Below are 26,898 nucleotides of genomic sequence, written 5' to 3'. Positions count from 1 at the left end.
CTCGGCGGCCGGAGTCGGGGCCGGTGCGGGAGCCGGGGGCTCGGGAGCGGCCTCGGGCGCAGGGGCTGCCGGTGCCGGGGCGGAACCCGCCTCGGAGGGGTCTCCGATGATGGCAAGGACGGTGCCGACCTCGACGGTCTCGTCCTCGGGGACGCGGATCTCCAGCAGGACGCCGGATGCGGGGGAGGGGACCTCGGTGTCCACCTTGTCGGTGGCGACCTCCAGCAGGGGCTCGTCGGCCTCGACGGTGTCTCCCACGGCCTTGAGCCAGGAGGAGACCGTCCCCTCGGTGACGGACTCACCCAGAGCGGGCATCTTCACGGACTCTGACATTGCTGTCTTCCTTACTCTCGTCTAGCTGGATCAGCCGTGGTTGTGCAGCGGCTTGCCGGCGAGGGCCATGGCGGCCTCGCCGAGGGTCTCGTTCTGGGTGGGGTGGGCGTGGACCAGAGCGGCGACGTCGTCGGCGTCGGCCTCCCAGGACACCATGAGCTGGCCCTCACCCACCTGCTCACCCATGCGGGCGCCGATGGCGTGGAAGCCCAGGATGGGCCCGTCCTTGAGGGAGACGAGCTTGACGAAGCCCTGGGTCCCCAGGATCTGGCTCTTGGCGTTGCCGGCCACGTTGAACTCCGCGGAGGTGATGTTGTCCTTGCCGTGGATCTCGGCTGCCTTGGCCTCCGACAGACCCACCGAGGCGATCTCGGGCTCGCAGAAGGTGACCTTGGGGACCAGAACGTCATCGACCGGGGTGGGGTCCAGGCCCGCGATCTTCTCCGCCACGACGATGCCCTGGGCGAAGCCGCGGTGGGCCAGCTGGACACCGGGAACGATGTCGCCCACGGCCCATACGCCGGGGACGTTGGTGCGACCGTACTCATCGGCCAGGACGAAGCCGCGGTCCATCGCGACCCCGACCTCCTCGTAGCCCAGGTTGGCGGTCGCCGGTCCGCGACCCACGGCGATGAGGAGGACCTCGGCCTCATGGGTCTTGCCGTCCTGGGTGCGCACGGTCACCCCGCCGTCGTGGCGCTCGACCGACTCGAACATCGTGTTGGTGCGGAAGGTGATCTTGCGCTTACGGAAGGCGCGCTCGAGCTGCTTGGAGATCGCCTCATCCTCATTGGGCACCAGATGGGGCAGCCCCTCGATGATGGTGACCTCGCTGCCCATGGACGCCCAGGCAGAGGCGAACTCCACCCCGATGACGCCTCCGCCCAGGATCACTGCCGAGGCGGGGACGTGGTCCATCTCCAGCGCCTCCTCGGAGGTAATGACGCCTCCGGAGATCTCCTGCCCGATGGTCTTGGAGTAGGAGCCGGAGGCGAGGACCACGTTGCGGCCGGTGATGCGACGGCCGTCAACCTCGACGGCGTCGGCTGCCACCAGGCGTCCCCACCCCTGGATCAGGTCGATGCCCCGCGAGGACACCAGGCCCTCAAGACCCTTGTGCATCCGCGAGACGATGCTGTTCTTGTACTTCTGGACGCCAGGCATGTCCACGCCCTCGAAGGCGGCCTTGATGCCCACCGTGGCAGCCTCGCGCACGGCATCAGCGGTCTCGGCGGCGTGCAGCAGGGCCTTGGTGGGCACGCATCCACGGTGGAGGCAGGTGCCCCCCAGCTTGTCCGCCTCGATGAGGGCGACCTTGAGGCCCAGCTGGGCGCCGCGCAGGGCGGCGGCGTAGCCCCCTGATCCCGCGCCCAGAATGACCATGTCGTAGACGGTCTCTGTCACGAACTCACTCCTTGTTGGTTGGTCACGTCGCCCACGCGGGGCGGCTCGGCACGGAGCCATTGTTCCACCTGAAGAGGGCACGCAGGAGCCAGGGGGGTTGCTGTTTAGGGACCAGAGTCCTGAAAACGGGGTGATACGCATCACCGTACATGGGCGTTGTCGGCAACCATCCGTGCCGGGACCGCCCACGCAGGCCCCGGCACGGGCGCCGTCGACTCGTTGCCGACGGACGACGACTCAGGAGAGGATACTGACCTCGGCGGACAGCGAACGGAGCAGCTCCACCAGGGTGGAGACCCCCATGCCCGTCCCGCCGGTCGGAGTCAGCCCCCAGGGCGAGGAGTCGTTGTAGGCAGGGCCTGCGATGTCGAGATGCGCCCACGGTCGGCGCCCGACGAACTCGCGCAGGAACAGCCCGGCCGAGAGCATCCCACCGGCGCGCGAGCCGACCTTGGTGTTGCGCAGGTCGGCGAAGGGCGAGTCCAGGGTGGCGCGCAGATGCGCGGGCAGCGGCATCGGCCAGAAGGACTCTCCGGCCCGCTGCGCCGCGGCGACGACCTCCTCGCGAAGGTCCGGCGTCCCCATGACGGCGGCCACGTGGTCGCCCAGTGCCACGATCTGCGCCCCGGTCAGGGTGGCCACGTCCAGGACGGCATCGGGCTCCTCCTTGACGGCCCGGGCGAGGGCATCGGCCATGACCAGGCGCCCCTCGGCGTCGGTGTTGGTCACCTCCACGGTGGTGCCGTCGAACATCGTGATGACATCGCTGGGGCGCTGAGCGTCAGCCCCCGGCATGTTCTCGGCCAGCGCCAGCCATGCGGTGACGCGGATGGGCAGTGCCAGGCGCGCGGCCGTGACGATGGCGCCCAGTACGGTGGCGGCTCCCGCCATGTCGGACTTCATCTCCGGCATGGACGAGGCGGGCTTGAGGGACAGACCACCGGAGTCGAAGGTAATGCCCTTGCCGATGAGAGCGACGTGCTTGGGGTGGCCCGCCGCCCCATCGCCCTCGGTCTGCGAGCTCATCTGTTCGCCGGCAACCTCGGCGGCACGCACCGGCGACCACTCCAGACGGACCAGGCGTGCCGGGTGCACCGAGCCCTGAGCCACGCCGAGGATCCCTCCGAAGCCCTGCTCGACCAGTGCCGGGGCGTCCCAGATCTCAACTCTGATGCCGGCCTCCTGCCCAGCTGCGCGAGCCCTCTCGGCGAAGACCTCGGGAGTCAGCCGATTCGGCGGCTCATTGACCAGATCCCGGGTCAGCGCCGTGGCCTGGGCCAGGACCAGGGCTCCTGTCAGCGCCTCCTGCCCCTCGGGGGTGTCGGCCAGAGGAGAGACGATGGAGATGCTCTTGAGCGGGGAGTTCTTCTTCGAGATCGTCTCCTGTCCGGGGCGGTCCTCGTTCTTCGTCGCGCTCCAGGAATAGGCGCCCAGGGCGGCTCCGTGCGCGACGGCGGCTACCTGCTCCTCGGAGAGCGTGGGCAGTGCCAGGGCGGCGGAATCGGTCCCGGCCAGCGCCCGGGTGGCGCGTCCGGCGGCCCGGCGCAGAAGACCGGTCTGGTCGTAGCCCAGCGCGGCCTCGTCGTCGGTGGTGACGGCAAGCGGGTCGGTGTCGGCCCACCCTGTTCCGACGCCGACCACAAGGATCGTCGCCGGTCCCCGGTAGCTCTCGGTGGTCACCGAGGAGGAGGGCAGGCGCACCACGGAGTCCTGAGCGCCTGAGAAGCCCAGAGCCGGCAGCAGGGTCGCAAGAGCATCGATTTCCAGGCCCTCCAGAGCGGTGCTCGAGGGCGGCTCGAGGCCCTCCAGGAGGATCTCGGGGGCCTCGGCCCCGTCCCTGCCCGGTGCTGCGGCCAGGACGAGTACATCGGCGTCGGCCTCGGCGCTGGAGGCTGCGTCCGACTCGACGCCGGCCGACTCGCCGGATCCGCTGCCCGTGCCGGTGGCACCGTCGGTGTTGTCCTCCTGAGCCTCGGGGTCTTCCTCGTCGCTGTCGGAGTCCTGCTTCAGGTCCTGCGTGGTGTCTGCCGAGCCGGCCCCGTCCCCGGTCGCGGGAGCCTCGGAGCTCTCAGCCTCCTTAACCGTGTCGACCTCGGCCTGATTGCTGAGGTCGGTATCCTTGCGGTCGTCGTCAGCCGAAGCGCGTGCGTTCAGGGATTTGGTCAACTTAATGGTGCTCACGTTGTGAATAGTAACGTTCTGGCATTGGTTGGAGGTTGAACTGATGCTGCGCGTGCCGAAGGTCATCACACGGAAAGGTCGTTCCTCATGGACGAGCGCTCATCGGTACGTCCGGTTCAGGACACCCGCCGCCCCGCATACGGGTGGGGGCGGATCCTGGTCGGCGTCTTCGCCGTGTTCGGGGCGATCGTTCTCATTCCCTCCCTGACGACGCTGCTGAGAAGCCCCGATGAGGAGCCGGCGGTGTGGACCCTCAACGTCCTGGGGGGCGGTCTGTACATCCTGTTGGCCGTCTGCGTGGCCCACAACGGACGCCGGATGCGCAACATCGGCTGGATGTGCCTGGGGGCACTGGCCACCATGGCGGTGCTCATCGGCGTCCTCACCTTCCCCACCCCCTCACCGGCCGACCTCAGCGTCTCGGTGTGGGCCCACTGGGGCCGGTCCCGGTGGTACCTGCCCGTGATCCTCCCGGTGGTCGCTGCCGCGTGGATGTGGATGTCTGACCCCCGGCGCATCGTGGCCAACGCCGAGCGCATCACCGAGCTGTCCGACACCCTCACCGAGAGCATCACCGAGAAGGCTCGGGCGGTCCAGGAGGGCCGGACTCTCAAGACTCCTCGCAGTGGTCGGGACCGGTGAGGCTGTACACCGTGCCCTGAACGGTTCCTGAACGCGTCGAGTCCGGTGGACTCTCATCGGCGTCGGGAACGGCGCGAGCCGCGTGAGCTGATTCGGCTGATACGGCTGATCCTTCTGGTTCTGCGTGAGGGAACGGGCCGGGAGTGCCATCTGTCCTGGAGACGTGAGCCCCAAGAGGTGTAGGAGGCGGCGGCTGCACGGGCCCGCGCCTGGACCTCGTAGATCCTTTCAACGACGATCCGTTGGGACACCCAGCCCACCAGCCTCTCCGTACTGGAGCCCGCAGTGCGGGCGACCACCGGAAGCGCCTCCAGACGGGTAGTGGTCAGGGCCTCGAGCACATCTGTCGCCTCGGCCTCGCCGAGCAGACGGTCATTGACCAGTGGCAGGTCCGCCACCGTCGCCGACCGGACGGTGGCGTCGTCGGACTCATCGCTCAGGAGCGCTTCGGCGAGCTGTGCGGCCGTCACGCAGCCGAGCAGCTCACGGGTGCCATCCTCTCCGGTTCTGACCACGGGCAGGACCGAGACGCCACGTCGGCTCATCAGGGAGGCGACGTCGCTGAGCGGCGCCGTGGCCTTGACCACGGCGGGCGGGTCCACCATGAGCCGGGAGGCGCGGGTGCGTCCCAGGAGCGTGGTGGTCATCGGGTCCTCGACATCCTCTCCGCGACGACGCAGCTCCTCGGTGAACAACGTGCCGCGAGACAGGAACCGGCTGATGAAGGTGGCCAGCACCGTGGCCAGCATGAGCGGGAGCAGCAGCGCGTGCTGCCCGGTCATCTCGATGATGAGCAGGACCGCCGTCATCGGGGCGCGAGCCGCACCGGCGAACACCGCCCCCATGCCGATCACACCGAAGACCCCGGCGGTCGGCGCGTAGCTGGGAGCCACGAGGGTACCGAAGGCCGCACCGAGCGTCCCGCCGATGAACAGGGACGGTGCGAACACCCCGCCGACGAAACCCATCCCCAGGGTCAGGGAGGTCGCCATCATCTTGGCTACACACAGCACCAGCAGCAGCGTCAGGGCGTAGCGTCCCGCCAGCGCCCGGTTGAGGGCGGCCGACGACTCCCCGTACATCTCTGGCAGAACCAGGAGAACCGCGCCGACCGCGAACCCGCCGATGCCCGGTCGCGCCCAGACCGGAACGCCCAGCCTCTGCCAGGCGCGGGTCAGGGCATCGAGCATGATGAAGCGAAGACGCATGAAGCCGATACCGACGCCGCCGCCCATGACTCCCAACAGCGCCACCCAGCCCAGCTGGGCGTCGCCGGACAGGTCCAGGTAGGGAAGCGACAGCGACAGCGTCGTTCCCAGCAGGTGATGAGACAGGACCGTTGAGGACACGCAGGCCAGAACGATGACGATGAAGGCGTCGGCGCTGAAGCCCATGAGGACGACCTCCAGGGCGAAGAAGGCCCCCGCCAGCGGAGCATTGAAGGCGGCGGCGATCCCAGCGGCCGTCCCGGCGGCAGCCAGGTGGCGGATCGAGAGCCTGGGCAGCTGCAGCCCCCGTCCGATGACGCTCGCCGTCGACGCGCCCAGCTCGGCGATCGGCCCCTCCGGACCGACCGAGCCTCCGCCTCCGATCGTCAGCGCGGCCGAGGTCGTCGTGGCCAGGGCCGGCAACGGTGCCATGGTCCCGTCGCCGTGGCGCGTCGACCAGATGACGCCGGCCACCCCGTGGCCCGTGGGCGTACGGCCCAGTCGGGACATCAACGGTCCCGTGAGGAGACCGGAGAGCACCGGAGAGACCAGGACGAACCAGGATCCCAAAGGAGCCAGGAGCCCGAACGATGGCCCCATGGACACGGTGTAGTCGTCGGCTCCGCTCAGCAACTGGGACCAGGCGTCGATTCCCAGCCGGAACAGCACCGCGCCCAGGCCTGAGACGAGTCCTACCAGCACCGCCAGGATGTAGAGGCCGAAGCGATGATGACGGAAGAGGCTGCCTGCGCGCCGCGACAGGGGCTGAGACAGCCTCTTCCAGAGGTGATCCATCAGTGCAGGTTCTCCACCTTGACCGTGAAGGTCTCCTCCTCATCCTGGCACTCGGCCTTGGAGCAGGCTCCGCCGATCTTCCACACCTGCCGGTAGAAGCTCAGCTCGGCCTCGTAACGCCTCCGGATGTTCGCCGCAAGACGGAAGCCGTGGCCCTCACCCTGGAAGACCTCCAGGGCCACCGGCGCGCCGGCCTCCTTGAGGGCCTCATACATGGCGGTGGCCTGCTCGGCCGGGACGATCGGGTCCTCCGAGCCCTGGATGAGCAGCAGCGGGACGCTGATGTCCTCAATGTGGTTGATGGGGCTGCGCTCATCCAGGAGCGGGTCGTCGATGTCCTGGGTGCCCATGAGCTGGCCGATGTAGTGCGACTCGAACTTGTGGGTGGTGCGCACCAGCCTCTTGAGATCGGTCACCCCGAAGCAGGAGCTGGCCGCCGTGAACACGGTGGAACGGGTGATGGCCGACAGCACCGTGAAACCGCCTGCCGAACCGCCGCGGATCGCGATGCGACGTGGGTCCACGAGCCCGGCGTCGACCAGGTGCTGGGCGCCGCTGACGCAGTCGTCGACGTCGTAGATGCCCCACTTGCCCTCCAGGGCCTTGCGGTAGCCCGTCCCGTAGCCCATGGAGCCGCGGTAGTTGACGTCCAGGTAGCCGAAGCCCCGGCTGGTCCAGTACTGGATACGCAGGTCGTAGCCGGGTACGGCCGTGGCCGTCGGGCCGCCGTGGACGTTGACGATCAGCGGCGCCAGCTCGCCGTCGGGGCCTGCGTGAGAGGCTGACGTCGGCGGGTAGTAGAAGCCGTGGGCGGTTGCTCCGTCGCTGGTGGGCCAGGAGACCGGCTCGGGGAAGGACACTCCGGCGCCCTCGGGAACGAACTCGCCCGAGCCGCGCAGCACCTGCACATTTCCGTTCTTGACCTCCACGATGCTGGGCATCGACATCTCGTTGGAGGCCAGCATGACGACGCGACCCGCGTTGGAGGCGACGTTGCCGATCGGCTGCCACCCCACGTTCCACTCCTCGAGCTCCCCGTTGGCGAGCTTGATGGTCCCCAGGTGGGAGACCGCGTCGCGCGCCCAGGAGGTGATGATGTGCTCGGAGTCGAGAATGTCGAAGGAGTGCGGTCCCAGCTGCCAGGCCGGGGTGGTGAAGGTGGCCTCGGCCGGGTGCAGCGGGCGGGTTCGCAGCTTCTCCGACCAGCCGGTGCGGTTGGTGCCGCGTACCGGGAATCCCTCGGTGCGGTAGAGGTTCCAGAAGCCCGAGGCGTTGGAGCCGTGCACCAGCTCGCACTCCTCGGTCCAGCGGGGCTCGGAGACCGAGTGCCCGTTGCCGCCGTCCACCAGCGTCTGCTCGCCGATCGTCCCGTCCGGGCCGAGGTCCCCCACGTGCAGGCAGGCGTTGTCCCACGGCATCCCCGGGTGGTCCCAGGTGATCCAGGCCAGGTGCTCGCCGTCAGGGGACAGGGTCGGGGCGACCACGAAGTCCGTTCCCGACACCAGTGTGCGCACGCGAGAGTCATCGCGGGCGGCCGAACCGTCCAGAGGGATGGCTACCAGGGTGTTCACGGCCTCACCGTGGCCTCGGTGGTCCTCGCGGACGGCGTAGACCAGGCCCCGGCCCGTGTCGATCTCCAGGTCGCCGTGACGCACGTCTCCGTAGATCGTCAGCGGGACCAGGCCGCGCATACGGTGCGCCACGTCATAGCGGTACAGCCGCCCGTCCCCGGCGTGCGAGACCACGATGATCCCACTGTCAACGGCGTAGGCCCGCCCTCCGTACTCGTGAACCCGGGTGCGCACGTCGACCAGCTCGTCGGCAGGTGTCAGCGGCAGCACCTCCCCGATCTGGCCGTCGCCGTCACGGCGAAGCAGCACATTGCGGCCCGCCTGCGAGGCGCGCTGCTCCACCCAGTAGGTGTCTCCGCCGTCCACACGGACCTGTGAGAGCAGGACCGTCCGGGTCGTGATGGTGCCTGGAGTAATGGGCGAGGGCCAGGTACCGAAAGGGGCTGTGGTGCTCATGGTTCCTCCTGGAGGGCAGTCCTGAGGGACGGTCTGGCGATCAGGAACGACGCCGTGGACCGGTGGGCGCGGACGGTTCGACGCCCAAGGCATACAGTACGTGCTCAGCCGTGACCCGCGTGACACGCGACCGCACAGCGGTCGGGGCGGCTCTATGCTGAGCATCCTCGGACCGTTCAGGAGCGTCGGCCCGGGCGGCCACGCGGATACTGAGCCTGCATGAGGAGGAGAAGGAGCCTCCGCAGGAGACACCGCCTCCGTGTCAACGGCTACCCTGTCCCGAGTGCCGCTTCGGCGACCCGCCGGCTCACTCATGAGCGACGCACCGTCGCACGAACGACACGAATGACTCGTCATCACCTTCGACAAGGAGGCGCACCGTGCCAGCAGCTGCTGAGCGCCATGGACGGCCTGCCGGGCAGACCGGCAAGGCGCTCCTGCCCTCTGTGCGCAAGCCCGCCGACCTCGACCGGCTCACCAGTGAGCAGCTGGTGTCGCTCGCCTCTGAGATCCGCCAGCACCTCGTCGCCTCAGTGGCGCGCACCGGCGGCCACCTCGGCCCCAACCTCGGTGTCGTCGAGCTGACGATCGCCCTGCACCGGACCTTCCGCTCACCGCGGGACACCATCGTGTTCGACACCGGCCACCAGGCCTACGTCCACAAGCTGCTCACCGGCCGTCAGGACTTCACCCATCTGCGGGAGCGGGGCGGCCTGTCCGGCTATCCCTCGCGGGCCGAGTCCGTCCACGACGTCGTGGAGAACTCCCACGCCTCCACCTCCCTGTCCTGGGCCGACGGCATCGCCCGGGCCAACCACCTGCAGGGCCACGACGAGCGCCACGTCGTCGCCGTTATCGGGGACGGAGCCATGACCGGAGGGATGGCCTGGGAGGCCCTGGACAATATCGCCGACTCCTCGGATCGCCACCTGGTCATCGTCGTCAATGACAACGGCCGCTCCTACGCCCCCACCATCGGGGGGCTGGCCCATCACCTCGACGCACTGCGCACCAATCCCGGCTACGAGCGCGTCCTGTCCGGGGTCAAACGGACGCTCCTGTCGCAGGGCGCCCCCGGTCGGGCCGCCTTCGACGCCCTCCACGGCCTCAAACGAGGACTCAAGGACGTCCTCGTCCCCTCGGCCTTCTTCGAGGACCTGGGGATCAAGTACACCGGACCGGTCGATGGCCATGACATCACGGCCATCGAGTTCGCTCTCACCCGCGCCCGCGAGTACGCGGAACCGGTCATCGTCCACGTCATCACCGAGAAGGGGCGGGGCTACACCCCGGCCGAGGAGCACGTCCCCGACCGCTTCCACGCCGTGGGACAGATTCACCCCGAGACCGGGCTGCCGGTGGTGGCCGAGCGCTTCGGCTGGACCTCCGTCTTCGCCGAGGAGATCGTCTCCCTGGCGCGCAGCGATGAACGGATCGTCGGGGTCACCGCCGCCATGCAGGCCCCGGTGGGTCTCCAGCCCCTGGCCGATGCGATGCCCAAGCGGGTCATCGACGTCGGTATCGCCGAGCAGCACGCGCTGACCTTCTCCGCCGGGCTCGCCTTCGCCGGGATGCATCCGGTGGTGGCCCTCTACGCGACCTTCCTCAACCGCGCCTTCGACCAGGTGCTCATGGATGTCGCCCTGCACCGGGCGGGAGTGACGATCGTCCTGGACCGGGCCGGAATCACGGGAACCGACGGGGCCAGCCACAACGGCATGTGGGACATGGCGCTGCTGGCCCACGTTCCGGGCCTGCGCCTGGCAGCACCCCGCGATGAGGCGACGTTGCGCGAGAGCCTGCGTCTGGCCGTGAGCATTGACGACGCGCCCGCCGTCGTGCGCTATCCCAAGGGCGCCCTGCCCGAACCGCTGACGGCGGTGCGCCGCCTCGGCTCGGGACCGGACGGGCAGGGGGGCAGCGAGGAGGCGGCGCAGAAGGACGCGCCGCCATCCCCGTGCGCCTTCGACGTCGTCGACGTCCTGCTCGAGAGCCGGCGGCCGACCGGCACTGCGCGGATCCTGCTGGTGGGCGTGGGCGCCATGGCCACCGAGACCTACGAGGCCGGTCGGATCCTTGAGCAGGAGGAGCGCGCTGTATCCGTGGTGCATCCGCACTGGGTCATCCCGGCCCCGGCTCCCCTCGTGGCGGCCGCGGCCGATGCCGATGTCGTCGTCGTGGTCGAGGACGGACTTGTCGACGGCGGCATCGGTTCCCAGCTGCGTGACGCGGTCGAGGGCTACCAGGCCGCCCACGCCGGTTCAGGGGGCGCGCCGGTCTTCCGTCGCATCGGTATTCCACGCCAGTTCGTCGACACGGCCACCCGCGCTCAGCTGATGGAGGACTTCGGCATGCGGGCCGTCGATATCGCCCAGGCGGCGCGAAGCGCGGCCGACGGTGTCGCAGGCGCCCGCACCAACCAGGACCTTGGGGCCGACTAGGGGTGTGGCGGCGGCGCCTCGACCTCTGTTTCCGGCAGGGAGGTCGAGTTCCGCTGGGACACCTGTCCTAATCGCTTCGGTAGGTCGATGTGATGGGTGAGCTGCTCCATTCGTCTCCGTTGCCGAAGGCCGGAAGGTGTTGCAGTTCGGCGACGCACGTCGCTCTGAGAGTCGATATAGGGACCTATGTCCTGGATTACGATGGTGTTGATCAGCCTGTGAGTCATCTAACCGGCTCTTCTTGGGACCAGTGGCCCACAAGCCATCTTCGGAGTTCTACTCTGAGACCGACGGCGCGCCGATGTGCCGCCTCGCCTCACAAGGGCGATCGCAACCGGGTGGCTCTCCGGTCACCCACATGAGGAGGGCACGGATGACCACTGAGGTCACAACATCTGCCACCACGGCGAGCGGCAATGACGCCTGGGAGGGCTTCGTTACCGGACCGTGGACCGAGGACATTGACGTCCGCGACTTCATCCAGCGCAACTACACCCCCTACGACGGCGACGCCTCGTTCCTCGCCGACGCCACGGACAAGACCCTGCGTCTGTGGGACACCTTGGAGAAGGACTACCTCTCCGAGGAGCGCAAGGTCCGCATCCTCGACGTCGACACCCACACCCCCGCCGACATCGACGCGTTCCCGGCCGGGTACATCAGCGAGGACGACGACGTCATCGTTGGTCTGCAGACGGACTCCCCGCTGCGTCGCGCCATGATGCCCAACGGTGGCTGGCGCATGGTGGAGACCGCCATCAAGGAGGCGGGCAAGGAGGTCGACCCCGAGGTCAAGAAGATCTTCACCCGCTACCGCAAGACCCACAATGACGCGGTCTTCGACATCTACACCCCGCGCATCCGCGCGGCGCGCTCGAGCCACATCATCACCGGGCTGCCCGACGCCTACGGCCGTGGCCGCATCATCGGTGACTACCGCCGTGTGGCGCTCTACGGCGTCGACTTCCTCATCGAGGAGAAGCAGAAGGCCAAGGACGCCGTTGCGGACAAGCCCTTCTCCGAGCACTGGGCCCGTTACCGCGAGGAGCACTCCGAGCAGATCAAGGCCCTTAAGAAGCTCAAGGTCATGGCCGCCTCCTACGGCTACGACATCTCCGGCCCGGCCAAGAACGCCCACGAGGCGGTCCAGTGGACCTACTTCGCCTACCTGGCCTCCGTGAAGTCCCAGGACGGCGCCGCGATGAGCATCGGCCGGCTCTCCGGCTTCCTGGACATCTACTTCGAGCGGGACCTGCGCAACGGGGTCATCGACGAGACCCGCGCCCAGGAGCTCATCGACAACATCGTCATGAAGCTGCGCATCACCCGCTTCCTGCGCACCATCGACTACGACCAGATCTTCTCCGGCGACCCCTACTGGGCCACCTGGTCCGACGCCGGCTTCGGTGAGGACGGTCGCGCCCTGGTCACCAAGACCTCCTTCCGTCTGCTGCAGACCCTGCGCAACCTCGGCCCGGCCCCGGAGCCGAACATCACGATCTTCTGGGACGAGAACCTGCCGCAGGGCTACAAGGACTTCTGCGCCCTCATCTCGATCACGACCTCGTCCATCCAGTACGAGGCCGACGAGCAGATCCGTGAGCACTGGGGTGACGACGCCGCGATCGCCTGCTGCGTGTCCCCGATGCGCGTGGGCAAGCAGATGCAGTTCTTCGGCGCTCGCGTCAACTCCGCCAAGGCCCTGCTCTACGCCATCAACGGCGGCCGCGACGAGATGACCGGTAAGCAGGTCGTCACCGGGCTGCCCGGTGTCGAGGGCGACGGCCCCCTCGACTTCGACGACGTGTGGGACAAGTACGAGAAGATGCTCGACTGGGTGGTGGCCACCTACGTCGAGGCCCTCAACATCATCCACTACTGCCACGACCGCTACGCCTACGAGTCCATCGAGATGGCGCTGCACGACTCCGATATCGTGCGCACCATGGGCTGCGGTATCGCCGGACTGTCGATCGTGGCCGACTCGCTGGCGGCCATCAAGTACGCCAAGGTCACCCCGGTCCGTGACGAGACCGGCCTGGTGGTCGACTACGTCACCGAGGGCGACTTCCCGATCTACGGCAACGACGACGACCGCGCCGACGACATCGCGGCCACGGTGGTTCACACGATCATGTCGAAGATCAAGGCCCAGCCCTTCTACCGGGACGCCATCCCGACGCAGTCGGTGCTGACGATCACCTCCAACGTGGTCTATGGCAAGGCGACCGGCTCCTTCCCCTCGGGGCACCAGAAGGGCACCCCCTTCTCGCCCGGAGCCAACCCGGAGAACGGGATGGACACCCACGGCATGGTCGCCTCGATGCTCAGTGTCGGCAAGCTCGACTACAACGACGCCCTCGACGGCATCTCGCTGACCAACACGATCACCCCGCAGGGGCTGGGCCGCACGCTCGACGAGCGCGTCGCCAACCTCGTGGGCATTCTCGACGCCGGCTTCGTCCCCGACGACTGCGCCGAGATCTGATCGAGCCGCTCACCCGGCTGATCGCATCGCAGCAATTTCTCACACATCGATAACACCACCTCAGAAAGGGGCCACCATGGCCACGTACGAAGAGCGCCTCGCCTCCATGAAGGCACAGCGTCAGGACAACGGCGGCGTCAAGGGCCTGTACCACGCCAACATCAACGTCCTGGACCGCAACACCCTCGAGGACGCGATGGAGCACCCGGAGAACTACCCGAACCTCACGGTTCGCGTCTCCGGCTACGCCGTCAACTTCGTCAAGCTGACTCGTGAGCAGCAGCTTGACGTCCTTCACCGCACCTTCCACTCCCAGGCCTGAGCCCTGGAGCACGGCGAGCGGTCATGACGCAGACCACGACGACCGTGCGCGACGGCGGTCGGGACCAGGACTTCCTGGCCCCGGCCGCCCGCTTGCGCGGGGCGGGTATCGGCGGGCTTGAGGAGCTGACGGATCTTCAACGCTCGGAGCGCCTGGCTCGGATGCGGGACGGCGAGCTGGGTTCGATCCACTCCTGGGAGCTCGTGACCGCGGTGGACGGTCCCGGAACCCGGATGACGGTCTTCCTCAACGGATGCCCCCTGCGGTGCCTGTACTGCCACAATCCCGACACCTTCCTCATGAAGGACGGGGAGCCGGTGGAGGCCTCGGAGCTTCTCCGCCGCATGCGCCGCTACCGGGGAGTGTTCCGCGCGTCCAAGGGCGGGATCACGCTGTCGGGCGGCGAGGTCCTCATGCAGCCGGCCTTCGCGGGCAGGCTCTTGGCCGGGGCCAAGAAGATGGGTATCCATACCTGCATCGACACCTCAGGGTTCCTAGGCGCCAATGCCAGCGATGAGATGCTCGATAACATCGACCTGGTCCTGCTCGACATCAAGAGCGGTGACGAGGAGACCTACAAGAAGGTGACGGGACGCTCCCTGGCTCCGACAATCACCTTCGGTGACCGCCTGGCGGCCAAGGGGATCGAGATCTGGGCGCGGTTCGTGCTGGTTCCGGATCTGACGGACGACCCTGAGAACGTCCACAACGTCGCCCGAATCATCGAGCGCTGGGGCTCGGTCAGCCGTGTCGAGGTGCTGCCCTTCCACCAGATGGGCACCGACAAGTGGGACGCCCTGGGGCTGACGTATCAGCTTCGCGACACCAGGCCTCCGGAGCCGGAGCTGGTGGAGTCCACTCGTGCGATCTTCCGTTCTTACGGTTTCGAGGTTCACTGAGGTCGCCGGCGGGCTCGGGCTCCTCGAGCGGGGCTCATGGCGGGTTCTCCTCTCGTGCGCCGTCCACCTGATGGTGGGCGGCGCACTGTTGCGTGCGCGTCGTGGCCGTTCAGCTCAGGGCTGTCGCAAGGGCGGGGGCGGCCTGTTCGATCTGCCAGGGCCTGGCCCCCATGGCGGCCAGGCGCTCACCGATCTCCTGAGCACTGACGCTGCTGGTCCGTCCGGCTTCGATCTCCTCGCCGAGGTCCCAGGCCAGATGACGTTGGCACCCCGGGGTCAGGAGGAGCTCCTGAGGCACGCGGATCTTCTCAGCGTGCTGTCTGATCGCCCCGCGTACGCGAGTGAGTCGGTCGGCGGCTGCGGCGTGGTGACGCTGCCATGTGCGCGGGTGGGGGAGCTCGTCGGGCCCCAGTGGTGCGCGAGTCGGGGGGAGCTCGTCGTCGGGCAGCTCCAGGGCGCGTTCGATGGCTCTCCACCAGCGTTCCTGGTTCTGCCGCGCCTGCCGGGAGGAGAACTCCTTGAGGGCGCTCATCTTGCGTCGTGAACGGGGGCGGGCGACGGCGGCGGCGACGAGTGCCTGGTGGGGCAGGACCTTGGAGGGGGTGCGGTCGAGCTCTGCGGCCAGCTGCTCGCGCGAGTTCCACAGCTCTCGCAGGATCGCCAGTGAGCGGGGGGAACGCACGGAGCTTCCCGCTCGTGGGGTCTTGCGCCACGGGTCGACCTTGGCCGGTTTGGCCGGCTTGGTGCGCACGTGCTCGAACTCCTGGGCGGCCCACTGGTCCTTGCCGGAAGCCTCGAGCTCGGTGGCCAGGGCGTTGCGCAGGTCGATGAGCAGCTCGACGTCGAGGGCGGCGTAGGTGAGCCAGGAGATGGGAAGAGGCATGGTGGACCAGTCCGCTGCCGCGTGGTCCTTGGCCAGGCGCAGGCCCAGGGTCTCTTCGATGACGGCGCCCAGCCCGACGTGCTGGCGGCCCAGGAGGCGGGCTGCCAGCTCGGTGTCGAACAGGGATGCGGCCCTCAGCCCGAGTGCGGTCAGGCAGGGGATGTCCTGGTCGGCGGCGTGGAGGATCCACTCGGGTCCGTCGAGGGCTGGGGCCAGCTCGGTCAAGGGGCCGGTGGTGACCGGGTCGATGAGGAGGGTGCCGACGCCGTCTCGTCGGAGCTGGATGAGGTAGGCGTCCTGCCCGTAGCGGAAGCCGGAGGCCCGTTCGGCGTCAACGGCGATGGGGCCGTGGCCGCCTGTCAGAAGCTGAGCGGCTCGGCTCAGCTGGGTGGGGGTGGCGGTGATCTCGGGGAGTCCGTCCTGGGGACGGGGGTAGTCGACGACGTCGTGTGGGCTGATGGGATGGTCCGTCGTCCCGGGGGGTACGGCTGGGCGGGGCACGGCCGAGGAGGCAGCTGGGCGGGGGACGCCGGTGTGACGGGGCGTCACCTTCCGACTCCGGCGAGGGTGAGTGGGTGGACGGCGGCCGGCTCATGGCCGGAGGCGACCAGCAGCAGCTCGTGCCAGGCGGTCAGGTGGGGACCGAGGTAGGGGGTCGTGGGGGACCAGGATGCGCGAATCTCGGCGTGGGCGCAGGAGTCGGTGAGGGTCAGGCCGCCGAAGGTCTCGGACAGGACCCTGGTGACGGTTCCTACCAGCGAGTGGTAGCCGGCGCGGGAGTCCTCAAGTCCGTCGGTGAGCCAGCTCCAGGCGGCGGACTCGAAGACGGGGTCCATGCCGACCTCGTCGTCGATGCGGGCGCGCGCCTGAACCACGATGCGGAAGTCTCCGTCCCACGTCTCCTGACCGTCGGGGTCGTGGAGGACGACGAAGCGTCCCGTGGCCACGGGGGTGGCGCCGACTGTCTCAACGGTCTCAGCGCTCAGGGCGGCGGAGTAGGGGGCCAGCTTCTTAGGGGCGGGCACCTCCTCCATGAGGAGCCCACGGGGGCGGGGCGCGTCACGAAGGGACAGGAGCGCTTCCTCGAATCGTTCGGGGATGGCACCTGCCTCGTTCTGGCGCGGCCTACCGTTGACAGTCACGGATGCCACGCTAGTGCGCTACCGCAGCAGGCACATGAAGCCACGCCGCGCAGTGGGTTGCATTGTGTCAACGAGGTGCCTGCCTTTCTGAACGGATGTGCATCGGTCGTCTGCGGTGTGGTGGTATGCGGTCGGCCGAGATGTCGCCCGGCGGGGCTCGTCAGCGTCGGGCGATGAGCGTCTGCCCGGGAGACAGACAGGGCGGGTCGGAGTCAACCGGCTCCCAGGACAGGAGCACCGTTGCCAGATCGGGAGCGGGCCGCTGCTGCCCGGAGAGGTTGACGGCGACGACGATGTCCTCGTAGGTCACTGTGAGAACGTCGTCGGTCTCATCGACCTGCGGCCATGCGGTGCGCTGGGACCATGCCAGCTCGCGGCGCAGGGCGGTCAGCGCCCGGTACCAGGTCAGCATGCGGGCGTGCTCGGACTCCGCCACCTCCGACCAGTTCAGGCGTGATGCCTCGACGGTCCCAGCGGCCTGGGGGTCCGGGATCGCGTCGGCGTCCCAGCCGAAGCCGGCGAACTCCCGTACGCGCCCCTCACTGACGCTGCGGGCCAGATCCTCCTCCTCATGGTCGGTGAAGAACTGGAAGGGGGTGCGGGTTCCCCACTCCTCACCCATGAAGAGCATGGGCGTGTAGGGGGACAGGAGCACCAGGGCGGCAGTAGCGGCCAGGGCGGCATCATCGAGGCCGGCCGAGGGACGGTCCCCGACGGCTCGGTTGCCGACCTGGTCGTGGTCGGAGCCGAAGACGACGAATCGTCTGGGGTCGGTGCCCTCGGGCACGGGGGCGCCCCAGATCCTGTCCCTGAAGGTGGACCAGGTGCCGTTGTGGAGGAAGGCTCCGCCGTAGGCCTTGGCCCACGCACCGGGCTCGGCGAAGTCCCCGTAGTAGCCCTGGTCCTCCCCGGTGATCCGTGCGTGCAGGGCGTGGTGGACGTCGTCGGCCCATTGAGCGGTCATGCCCAGGCTGGGAGCCGTGGCCGGAGGCTCCTGGTCGGTGGGGGTGATGACCCCGACATCGTTGAGGTCGGCCTCAGCCACCAGGCTCAGGGGACGGCCCAGCTCGGCGGACAGGGCGGCCACGGCGTCCGAGAGCTCGGCCAGGACGTGCGCCTGGGGCGGGTCGGCGGCCTCGGCGTCGTCCTTGATCTCGTGGATGGCGTCCAGGCGCAGGGCGTCGATGTGGAAGTCGCGCAGCCAGCGCAGGGCCGAGTCGATGACGAAGGCGCGTACCTGATGGCTGCCGTCGTGGTCGTAGTTGACGGCCTCACCCCAGGGCGTGTGGTGGGCGGGGGTGAAGTAGGGCCCGAAGACGCTGAGGTAGTTGCCCGATGGGCCCAGGTGGTTGTAGACGACGTCGAGACACACGCCGATACCGGCGTCGTGGGCGGCGTCGACGAAGCGCATGAGGGCCTCGGGGCCTCCGTAGGCCTCGTGGACGGCCCACAGGCCGACTCCGTCATAGCCCCATCCGGCTCTGCCGGGGAAGGCCGCCAGCGGCATGAGCTCGACGATGTCAACGCCCAGCTCGGCCAGGTGACCCAGACGGGAGATGGCGCCGTCCAGGGTGCCCTCGGGGGTGAAGGTGCCCACGTGGAGCTCGTAGATGACCGAGCCGAGCAGGTCCTTGCCCGTCCAGTCCTGGTCTGTCCATCGCCAGGCGCTCGGGTCCACGGTTCGCGAGGGGCCGTGGACGCCGTCGGGCTGCAGGGCGCTTCGGGGGTCGGGACGATCGGGGGAGCCGTCAACACGGAAGGCGTAGTCGGTGCCCGGCTCCAGGTCGAAGGGGGCGGTCCACCAGCCGTCCGGAGCCGGCACCATGTCGACCAGTCGATCGTCGCCGGGCAGGTGCAGCTGGACAGTCCTCGCCGCCGGGGCCCACACGGGCACGCGGGGGCCCACGGGGAGGGCGGGCGAGCTCCAGGCCCGGGGGTCCGTCGGGCTCATCGGACGGCCTCCTCGGCGCAGTGGGCGGAGTCGGTCTCGCAATCCGGGGAGACGACCTTGGCCAGGACGACCACGGGGTCGTCCCCGACCACTTCGGCCAGAGGCCGGTTGCCTCCCTCCACGGTGCCGTTGCGCAGGACGTGCTCCCAGGTACCCTCCGGCAGCACGATGCTCTCCTCGCGCCATCCCCCCAGCTGCTCGAGTCGCCGGGACAGGCGCCTGACGATGACGACGACGTCGGGGATCTCGTCGAGCAGGCGGGTGTAGGCGAAGGCGAAAGAGGTGGTCACCGGGATCGTGCGGTAGCCCGAGCGGGGGCCGACGAAGGTGTGGGGGCGGGAGGCGCGCAGTCGCGCCAGACGCGAGGTGAGGAAGAGCTTGTCCTCGTCGAGACTGCGCGGGGCGGCTCCGGAGTCGAGGCGCTCCAGGGCATTGACGAGGCCCGAGGGGCCGGTGTAGTCGACCGTGCGGCGGTTATCGGGATCCACCAGCGAGGTGCGGGTGGTCTCGCTGCCCTGATAGATGTCGCTCACGCCCATCCAGGTCAGCGCCAGTGCCTTGCCGGCGAGGATGGCGGTGCGTACGGACCTGGCCGTCAGGGCCGCGAAGGCCTCGAGCTCGGCGGAGACCTCCTCACTGTTGAGCAGGTGGGTGGCGTAGTCGGTCAGGGCCTGCTCCCGAGCCAGGTCCGGGGCGGTCCAGGTGGTCCAGATCTTCTGCTCCCGGGAGGCCTTGATGAGGTAGGCGTTCAACCGCTCGGGGGTCATGGGATCGTCACTGTCGGGCGCCCAGGTTCCCCACAGGGTCTGCCACAGCAGGTTCTCGCTGCGTCCGTCGAGGTCCAGGGGGCGAACCTGGGCGGTCAAGGCGCGCAGACGGTGGATGAGGTCGCTCCACTCCTCGGCGTAGGAGGCCAGCACGTCCAGGCGCGCGCGCACGTCCTCGCCGCGCTTGGTGTCGTGGGTGGTGGAGGTGACCATCGTGTCGGGCCAGGTGTTCTGGACCCGGTCGGCCCAGGCGTGGGCCTCGTCGGTACTCAGCGCGAAGCCGGCCGGGTTGCCGCCGACCTCGGTGAGACTGGTCAGATGGGTCCAGCGGTAGAAGGCCGTGTCCTCCACGCCCTTGGCGGTGACGGCCCCGCACACCTGCTGGAAACGGATGATGGCCTCGGCGCGCTCAGGGGACTCCGACAGGCCCTCGGAGCCGACGGCCTCGCCCAGGAGGATGGCCACCACGAGGTCGAGGGTCTCTCCCTGGTCCGGTTCGAGGCGCTGACGGGCCCGCTCGGCGTCGGCCTGGAGGACGGCGGCCGTCTCCGGGCCGGGAGGCGTGCCGGGAACGACGTAGACCCGGTACTGGTCCGCGGCCACGAGCAGCTCGACGACGCAGGCCCGTAGGTCGCGCAGGGTGTGGTCGCGCAGGCGCACGTCCTGTGAGGTCAGGGAGTCCAGGATGCGGGCCAGACGATCGACCTCCGCGGCCAACGATCCGGCGATGACCTCGCGCTTGGCCTCCTCGACGATGCGGTCGTAGTCCACGGGTGCGTCCCCGGTGATCTCATGCATGAGCGCGCCCAGCCGGGCGGCGCCGGCAGGGTCCACCTGGAGCTGGTCGATCCGCCAGGCGGCGTCGTAGCCGGTGGTTCCGGCGACCGGCCAGGAGGTGGGCAGGGACTCGCCGGGCGCCAGGATCTTCTCAGCGGCGATCCACGCCCCGTCTGTGGCCTGAGCCAGCTGGGTGAGGTAGCCGCCGGGGTCGGCCAGGCCGTCGGGGTGGTCGACTCGCAGGGCGCTGATGACTCCGGCCCGCATGAGCTCAAGGATGAGACCGTGGCTACCGGCGAAGACGTCAGGCTCCTCGACCCGGATCGCGGCCAGGGTGCCGACGTCGAAGAACCGCCGGTAGTTGATCTCCTCGTCGCCGACCTTCCAGTAGGCCAGGCGGTAGTGCTGGCGCTCGACAAGAACGTGCATCGGCAGCGACTCGGTGCCCTGTGCGACGGGGAAGGCGTGGTCGTAGTAGCGCAGGACCCACTGCTCGCCCAGGTCCTCCTGCCCCGGAACCACCATCTGCTCCAGGGTGAGCTCCTCCTCGGCCAGGACGGCGCCGATGCGCTTGCCCAGGATCGGCATGAGGATGGGCTCGTCGAGGGAGAGGTCGAACCAGGCGGCGTAGGGGGAGTCCGGTCCCTCTCGCAGCACCGACCACAGGGGCAGGTTGTGCCAGCCCGGGGTGGGCACGGCCATGTGGTTGGGGACGATGTCCACCACGACGCCCATCCCGTGGGCATCGGCCTCAGCGGCCAGGGACTCCAGCTGCTCCCGTCCGCCCATAACGGCCGAGACCCTGCGGTGATCGACGACGTCGTAGCCGTGGGTGGATCCCGGCGCGGCGGTGAGGATCGGGGAGAGGTAGAGGTCGGTGACTCCCAGATCGGCCAGGTAGGGGACCAGGGCCTTGGCGTCGGCGAAGGTGAGGTCCTCGCCCAGCTGGAGGCGGTAGGTGGTCACCGGAGTGCGGTGCTCAGGCGCCGGCACGTGACCCGACCAGGGTGCGTAGGCGGGTGTCTCCGCCGAGTCCGCTGAGTCAGCCCTCTCCACTGCTGCGTCCACTGCGTCGGTCATGTCACTTCCTGAGCTCGTCTGGTCTGCGTCGGGTGGTGCTGCTGATGGATATGTGTCCGGTTGCGCGTCGGAGTGCCGCGGAGAGCCCCTACCGCTGGTGCCGCTCCGTGGTGGCGTCGGACTCGGGGGCGTCCATGAGGAAGAGCATGGAACGGGCCTCGACCACGACGGTCTCATCAGCGGCGAGAACCGGGTCCGAGTCCCCGTCCACCGCAGGAGCCGTGTCCAGCGCGACCTTCCAGGTGGGGGCGTACCCCTCGCCCGGGAGGGTGAAGGTGATGTCCTCGTCGGAGGCGTTGATGAGCACGAGGAAGGAGTCGTCCACGATCCGCTGGCCCCGCTCATCGGGCTCGGCGATCGCCTCCCCGTTGAGGAAGACCATCATGGCCCGGGCGTACCAGGTGGTCCAGTCCTGGTCGGTCATGGACTCACCGGCCGGAGTGAGCCACTCGATCTCGCCGAGCTCGCTCTCCCCGCCGTGACCGGCGTCCCCGGTGAAGAAGCGCCGACGCCGCATCACCGGGTGGTCGCGACGCAGCCACATCATGGTGCGGGTGAACTCCAGCAGGTCATTGTCCTGCTCACTGAGATCCCAGTTGATCCAGGTGATCTCGTTGTCCTGGCAGTAGGCGTTGTTGTTGCCCCCCTGGGTGCGCCCCAGCTCGTCGCCGTGACAGATCATGGGCACGCCCTGACTGAACAGAACGGTGGCCAGGAAGTTGCGGGTCTGGCGCTGACGCAGCTCGTTGATCGCCGGGTCGTCAGTGGGTCCCTCGGCGCCGCAGTTCCAGGACCGGTTGTTGTTGTCGCCGTCGGCATTGCCCTCGAGGTTGGCCTCGTTGTGCTTCTCGTTGTAGGAGACCAGGTCGTGCAACGTGAAGCCGTCGTGGGCGGTGACGAAGTTGATGCTGGCCACCGGGGTGCGTCCGGCGTGCTGGTAGAGGTCGGAGGAGCCGGTGATACGGGAGGCGAACTCGCCCAGGGTGGAGGGCTCCCCTCGCCAGAAGTCTCGCACGGTGTCGCGGTACTTGCCGTTCCACTCGCTCCACAGGGCCGGGAAGCCGCCCACGTTGTAGCCGCCGTCGCCCACGTCCCAGGGCTCGGCGATGAGCTTGACCTGGGAGAGCACCGGGTCCTGGTGGATGATGTCGAAGAAGGCGCTGAGCTTGTCCACCTCATGGAACTGGCGGGCCAGGGTGGAGGCCAGATCGAAGCGGAACCCGTCGACGTGCATCTCAGTGACCCAGTAGCGCAGCGAGTCCATGATGAGCTGGAGGACTGCCGGCGAGCGCATGAGCAGCGAGTTGCCGGTGCCGGTGGTGTCGAAGTAGTGGGTCGGCGAGCCGTCGACGAGCCGGTAGTAGGAGCTGTTGTCGATGCCGCGGAAGGACAGGGTGGGGCCCAGGTGGTTGCCCTCGGCCGTGTGGTTGTAGACGACGTCCAGGATGACCTCGATGCCGGCCTCGTGGAAGGCCTTGACCATGGACTTGAACTCCTGAACCTGCTCGCCCTCGGTGCCGTAGGCGGCGTAGGTGTTGTGCGGCGCGAAGAATCCGATCGTGTTGTAGCCCCAGTAGTTCGACAGACCCTTCTCCTGCAGGTGGGTGTCGTTGACGAACTGGTGGACCGGCATGAGCTCGATGGCCGTGACACCCAGGTTCTTGAGGTGGTCGATGACGGCGGGCTGAGCCAGGCCGGCGTAGGTGCCCCGCAGGCTCTCGGGAACCATCGGGTGCAGCTGGGTCATGCCCTTGACGTGGGCCTCGTAGATGATCGTCTCGTGGTACTCGTGGCCCGGGGGGCGGTCGTGGCCCCAGTCGAAGTAGGGGTTGATGACCACCGAGCGCATCGTGTGTCCCGCCGAGTCCTCCTCGTTGCGCACCTCCGGGTTGTCGAAGGAGTAGGAGTACAGCGTCTGGGACGGGGTCACCTCGCCGGAGATCGCCTTGGCGTAGGGGTCCAGCAGCAGCTTGGAGGGGTCGCAGCGGTGACCGGACGCCGGGTCGTAGGGGCCCGCCACCCGATAGCCGTACTTCTGGCCCGGCGAGATCCCTGGGAGGTAGGCGTGCCAGACGTCGCCGTCGACCTCCTTGAGCGCCAACCGCTCCTCATGGCCCTCGTCATCGAACAGGCACAGGTCGACACCGCTGGCGGCCGAGGAGTAGAGGGCGAAGTTCGTTCCCGAGCCGTCGTAGGTCGCCCCGAGCGGGTAGGGGTGGCCCGGCCAGATCTGGCGCTGGGGGGCTTCCTGAGGTTCCTGTGCGGCCTGAGGCGTCGGTGTCGTCGGCGTGGTCATGGGGACTACCCTGCCATGACTGAGGTGCGAAGGCAGGAGAGTGGGAGAAAGACATGTCACGTCGTACCGCCTTCCGAGACGTCCTCGGGTGCTGTCCGGAGATCGAGGCGGGGGCCGGCGGGGCGTGAGACACCTCATGAGGAAACGGGCTCGGGTGAGTTTTGCCTCCGAGGGATACCTCTGCTAACTTTCTTCCCGCACCCCACAAGGGTGTCACGCGGATGTGGCTCAGTTGGTAGAGCATCACCTTGCCAAGGTGAGGGTCGCGGGTTCGAGTCCCGTCATCCGCTCGGGCGATTGGCGCAGCGGGAGCGCGCTTCCCTGACACGGAAGAGGTCACTGGTTCGATCCCAGTATCGCCCACCAGATTCGATGGTCGGACCGAGCCCGGAGCCCAGCGCTCCGGGCTCTTGTCGTCGTCGGAACAGGTGGCCGCACCCAGTGCGCCGGGTGGCATGTGTCACCGAGAAGCCGCGATTTCGTCGCCGAGTTCAGGACAATCGCCCGGAATCCTGCCGGATTCCACATGTGGGCCGGTAGCGGTCAACGTCGACCGCGTGTCCGGATCGTGATGTCCCCATGATGGTCGGGAACGGGGCGTCCCGGTGTGCTCTACCATCTGGGGGAGGAGTTGGTCCCTGCGGCAAGAAACGGATGGGTATGACGGAACGCTTCAGGCACCTGCTGCCCGTGGTCCTCGGTGGAGACATCGGCGCTTACGCCCTGGCACGGCAGCTTCACGAGGTCACCGGCACGTCGGTGACGGTCGTGGCCTCGGATCCGATCGTGGCGATCTCCGAGTCGGTCTACATCACCGTTGTCCACCAGGAGGCCGGCGCCCCGCCGGAGCGGACCATCGCGCTGCTGCGGAAGCTGGCCCAGGGCAGAGGGCCCCGCAGTGCCGTGCTCATGGCCAACACTGATGCCGCGGCCGCCATGATCTCCGCTCACCGCAGCGAGCTCGAGCCCACCTATGTCCTGCCCTTCCCGGACATCGACGTGCTCGACGCCGTCAGCGACAAGGCATCCTTCTCCCGTCTGTGCGCCGAGGTGGGGGTGCTCACGCCCCGGGAGGTCGTCGTCGACCTGGCCGACCCCGACTGCGAGCCTCCGACCAGTGCCTCCGAGCTCGGCCTGGAGTTCCCGCTCGTGGCCAAGGCCGCCATCGGCGCCGACTACGACCGCATCTCCTTCCCCGGCAAGCGCAAGATCTGGTTCATCGACGACGCGGCCGAGCTGGCCGGCATGTGGCGGAGCCTGAAGGACGCCGGCTACCGCTCGACCTTCCTGGTTCAGGAGTGCATCCCCGGTGACGACACCGCCATGCGCTCGGTGACCGCCTACATGGACTCCACCGGCGAGCTGCGCCTCATCGGCTCGGCGCGCGTCCTCCTGCAGGACCACGCGCCCACCATGATCGGCAACCCTGTCGCCATGATCACCGAGGCATTCCCCGACCTGTGGGACGCCACGAGCCGCCTGCTGCGTCACGCCGGCTACCGCGGATTCGCCAACCTCGACATCAAGGTGGACCCCCGCGACGGGCGAGAGCTCTTCTTCGAGGTCAACCCCCGTATCGGCCGAAACTCCTTCTACCTGACCGCCGCCGGTGCCAACCCCATGGCCGTCATGCTCAAGGACCTGGTCCTGGACCAGCGCGATGAGCCCGTCGAGGTCACCCGGCAGGTCCTCTACTCCCTGGTTCCCGATGGCGTCATCGCACGTTACGTGTCCGATGAGGCGCTGCGCCGCAAGGCCAAGAGCCTGGGGCGGGGCGTCGACCCGCTGCGCGACCCGGCCGAGCGCTCGCTTCGCCGGCGCGCGACGATCGAGCTCCAGCGCCTCAACCACTACCGCAAGTTCGCCCGCAACTATCCGCAACGAGTCGACAGGTCCCGCTGAATGCCCGAGAACGAGAACATGCCCGACAGCACCACTCCCGACGCCACGACTGACGCCACGGCCGAGACTGCCGCACCAACCCCCGAGAAGGCTCAGACGGCTCAACCGAACGAGAAGGGGCAGAAGGACAGCCGCCAGTCCGAGCAACCCGAGCAGAAGGTCGACACGACCGACAAGCCTGCCAAGACTGACAAGGCTGACAAGCCCAAGGCCTCTCGGCCCACGCACCCCGAACCGGTGCACTCCACCCCGGACCGCTCCGAGACCCTGCGGCGGGTCGACGGGCGCGAGATGCGCCTGGCCGTGGGCAACAGTCCCTTCCCGGTTGAGCAGACCGAGGCCTGGGAGCGCTTCGAGGTGGCCATGGGCCGTCCCCTGTGGGGCCGCTACCTCTATGAGGACGAGGGCAAGCCTGTGGCCGCCATCGCCCTGTACCGCTATGAGATGGGCGGCCAGACCTTCCTGTGGGCCAAGCACGGTCCGGTCTGGCTCAAGGAGCAGTCGCCCGAGCGCGAGGCGCACCTGCGCCGGCTGCTGCGCTCCGTGGTCAAGGAGCGCGATCGCTCCGTGCGCTTCATCCGCATGCACGTCCGTTACCGCGACACCGACCTGCGAGAGCTGCTGTCCACCATCACCTACGACCGCACCTACGTCATCGACCTGACGCCCAAGACGCCGGAGAAGATCGCCGCGATCATGCCTAAGGACGGCCGCCGTGCGGTCAAGCGCGCCGAGCGCGTGGCCCGGGAGGCCGGCTGCACCATCAGTGACGAGACCGGTCTGAGCCGCGACGAGTTCGACAAGGTCTACGAGGTCCTGCGTGAGACCGCCGAGCGAGACGGCTTCAAGCCCCACGACGCCGAGGTCTACTGGACCATGCTGACGTCCCTGGGGGAGAAGAACGCCCGCTTGTTCGTGCTGCGTAAGGACGGCGTCCCCCATGCCTGGGACCTCATCCTCACCTCGGGCAAGGACTCCGTGGCCTACTACGGCGCCTCCTCCAACGAGTCGCGCACCTTCCGCGGAGCCGAGGCCCTGGACTGGTGGGCCGCCTGCACCCTGGCCCAGGAGGGCTACCGCGGCCTGGACCTCATGGGCGCCGGCTCCACCCGCGTCCCCTCGCTCTACACGGTGGGGCAGTACAAGAAGCGCTACGCCCAGCACGTCACCGAGGTGGATGGAGCCTGGGACGTCCCGGTCTCCCGGGTCATCTACTCCGGGATGTGCACCGCCAAGCGCCTGCGTGACGCACTGCGCGCGCGGCGTGGCTCACGGGAGGACTGAGCCTACTCGTCCACGACGTAGACTCGCGGCCGAACCGGGGTGCACCAGTACAGCGCCCCGCACCAATGCAGCAGAG

General features: G+C 68.5%; 17 protein-coding genes and 2 tRNA genes. 9 read left to right on the top strand and 10 right to left on the bottom strand.

Features of this window, described 5'->3' with window-relative positions; all coding sequences use genetic code 11:
- From RIV12_RS01270 to RIV12_RS01260, 3 genes are all read right to left on the bottom strand, one after another.
- Positions 1-333 (bottom strand): biotin/lipoyl-containing protein (locus RIV12_RS01270; RefSeq protein ID WP_309321630.1); only part of this gene is annotated, 333 nt, incomplete at its 3' end.
- 30 nt (positions 334-363) lie between these two features.
- Positions 364-1,737, bottom strand: coding sequence for a dihydrolipoyl dehydrogenase (lpdA, locus tag RIV12_RS01265; RefSeq protein WP_075419178.1), 1,374 nt, complete (start codon positions 1,735-1,737; stop codon positions 364-366).
- Between the two features lie 237 nt (positions 1,738-1,974).
- Positions 1,975-3,984, bottom strand: coding sequence for a leucyl aminopeptidase (locus tag RIV12_RS01260; RefSeq protein ID WP_309321655.1), 2,010 nt, complete (start codon positions 3,982-3,984; stop codon positions 1,975-1,977).
- A gap of 21 nt (positions 3,985-4,005) precedes the next feature.
- Here RIV12_RS01260 and RIV12_RS01255 point away from each other — a divergent pair, with 21 nt between their 5' ends.
- Complete coding sequence (locus RIV12_RS01255) at positions 4,006-4,560, top strand: hypothetical protein (protein ID WP_309321628.1); 555 nt, start codon at positions 4,006-4,008, stop codon at positions 4,558-4,560.
- A 53-nt stretch (positions 4,561-4,613) separates the two neighbouring features.
- Here the strand turns inward: RIV12_RS01255 and RIV12_RS01250 are convergent, their stop codons facing one another.
- Together RIV12_RS01250 and RIV12_RS01245 are read right to left on the bottom strand one after the other, a co-directional pair.
- Positions 4,614-6,563 carry a chloride channel protein gene (locus RIV12_RS01250; RefSeq protein ID WP_309321626.1) on the bottom strand — a complete coding sequence of 650 codons (1,950 nt, stop codon included), beginning with the start codon at positions 6,561-6,563 and terminating at the stop codon, positions 4,614-4,616.
- Positions 6,563-8,590 (bottom strand): alpha/beta hydrolase family protein, encoded by a 2,028-nt coding sequence (locus tag RIV12_RS01245; RefSeq protein ID WP_309321624.1) that lies wholly within the window; start codon positions 8,588-8,590, stop codon positions 6,563-6,565. Before RIV12_RS01245 ends, RIV12_RS01250 begins: the two co-directional genes overlap by 1 nt.
- 380 nt (positions 8,591-8,970) lie before the next feature.
- Between RIV12_RS01245 and dxs the strand changes: the two genes are divergently transcribed.
- From dxs to pflA, 4 genes are all read left to right on the top strand, one after another.
- The gene (dxs, locus tag RIV12_RS01240) at positions 8,971-11,031 is read left to right on the top strand and encodes a 1-deoxy-D-xylulose-5-phosphate synthase (RefSeq protein ID WP_309321622.1); all 2,061 of its coding nucleotides are present in this window, start codon (positions 8,971-8,973) and stop codon (positions 11,029-11,031) included.
- A 373-nt stretch (positions 11,032-11,404) separates the two neighbouring features.
- Positions 11,405-13,519, top strand: a complete 2,115-nt coding sequence (locus RIV12_RS01235; protein WP_075419172.1) for a pyruvate formate lyase family protein — start codon at positions 11,405-11,407, stop codon at positions 13,517-13,519.
- A gap of 76 nt (positions 13,520-13,595) precedes the next feature.
- Entirely contained in the window at positions 13,596-13,841 is a 246-nt protein-coding gene (gene grcA2 / locus RIV12_RS01230) for an autonomous glycyl radical cofactor GrcA2 (RefSeq protein WP_009406209.1), read from the top strand.
- A gap of 23 nt (positions 13,842-13,864) precedes the next feature.
- Positions 13,865-14,740, top strand: coding sequence for a pyruvate formate-lyase-activating protein (gene pflA, locus RIV12_RS01225; RefSeq protein ID WP_075419171.1), 876 nt, complete (start codon positions 13,865-13,867; stop codon positions 14,738-14,740).
- A 109-nt stretch (positions 14,741-14,849) separates the two neighbouring features.
- On the opposite strand, the gene RIV12_RS01220 is transcribed toward pflA, so the two are convergent.
- From RIV12_RS01220 to glgX, 5 genes are all read right to left on the bottom strand, one after another.
- Positions 14,850-16,124 (bottom strand): HRDC domain-containing protein, encoded by a 1,275-nt coding sequence (locus tag RIV12_RS01220; protein WP_309321653.1) that lies wholly within the window; start codon positions 16,122-16,124, stop codon positions 14,850-14,852.
- A 44-nt stretch (positions 16,125-16,168) separates the two neighbouring features.
- On the bottom strand, positions 16,169-16,774 hold the full coding sequence (locus tag RIV12_RS01215; RefSeq protein ID WP_075417012.1) for a DUF3000 domain-containing protein: 606 nt from the start codon (positions 16,772-16,774) through the stop codon (positions 16,169-16,171).
- Positions 16,775-16,925: 151 nt separating this feature from the next.
- Positions 16,926-18,716: a malto-oligosyltrehalose trehalohydrolase gene (treZ, locus tag RIV12_RS01210; RefSeq protein WP_309321620.1), complete on the bottom strand. Its 1,791-nt coding sequence runs from the start codon at positions 18,714-18,716 to the stop codon at positions 16,926-16,928.
- Entirely contained in the window at positions 18,713-21,340 is a 2,628-nt protein-coding gene (gene treY / locus RIV12_RS01205; protein ID WP_309321618.1) for a malto-oligosyltrehalose synthase, read from the bottom strand. The genes treZ and treY overlap by 4 nt, the downstream gene beginning before the upstream one ends.
- A gap of 88 nt (positions 21,341-21,428) precedes the next feature.
- Entirely contained in the window at positions 21,429-23,636 is a 2,208-nt protein-coding gene (gene glgX / locus RIV12_RS01200; RefSeq protein WP_309321616.1) for a glycogen debranching protein GlgX, read from the bottom strand.
- Between the two features lie 217 nt (positions 23,637-23,853).
- Here glgX and RIV12_RS01195 point away from each other — a divergent pair.
- The 4 genes from RIV12_RS01195 to RIV12_RS01180 all read left to right on the top strand — a co-directional run bounded on the left by RIV12_RS01195 (position 23,854) and on the right by RIV12_RS01180 (position 26,822).
- Positions 23,854-23,926 (top strand) — tRNA-Gly (locus RIV12_RS01195).
- 1 nt (position 23,927) lies between these two features.
- Positions 23,928-24,002 (top strand) — tRNA-Val (locus RIV12_RS01190).
- 294 nt (positions 24,003-24,296) lie between these two features.
- Positions 24,297-25,538: a carboxylate--amine ligase gene (locus RIV12_RS01185; RefSeq protein ID WP_309321615.1), complete on the top strand. Its 1,242-nt coding sequence runs from the start codon at positions 24,297-24,299 to the stop codon at positions 25,536-25,538.
- On the top strand, positions 25,539-26,822 hold the full coding sequence (locus RIV12_RS01180; RefSeq protein ID WP_309321614.1) for a lipid II:glycine glycyltransferase FemX: 1,284 nt from the start codon (positions 25,539-25,541) through the stop codon (positions 26,820-26,822).
- Positions 26,823-26,898: the final 76 nt, after the last annotated feature.

Source organism: Actinomyces stomatis, from assembly GCF_031292835.1.
In the GTDB taxonomy this organism is placed as follows: domain Bacteria; phylum Actinomycetota; class Actinomycetes; order Actinomycetales; family Actinomycetaceae; genus Actinomyces; species Actinomyces stomatis.
Note: the sequence above shows the minus strand (reverse complement) of the source record. Positions and strands in the feature narration are given on the sequence as shown.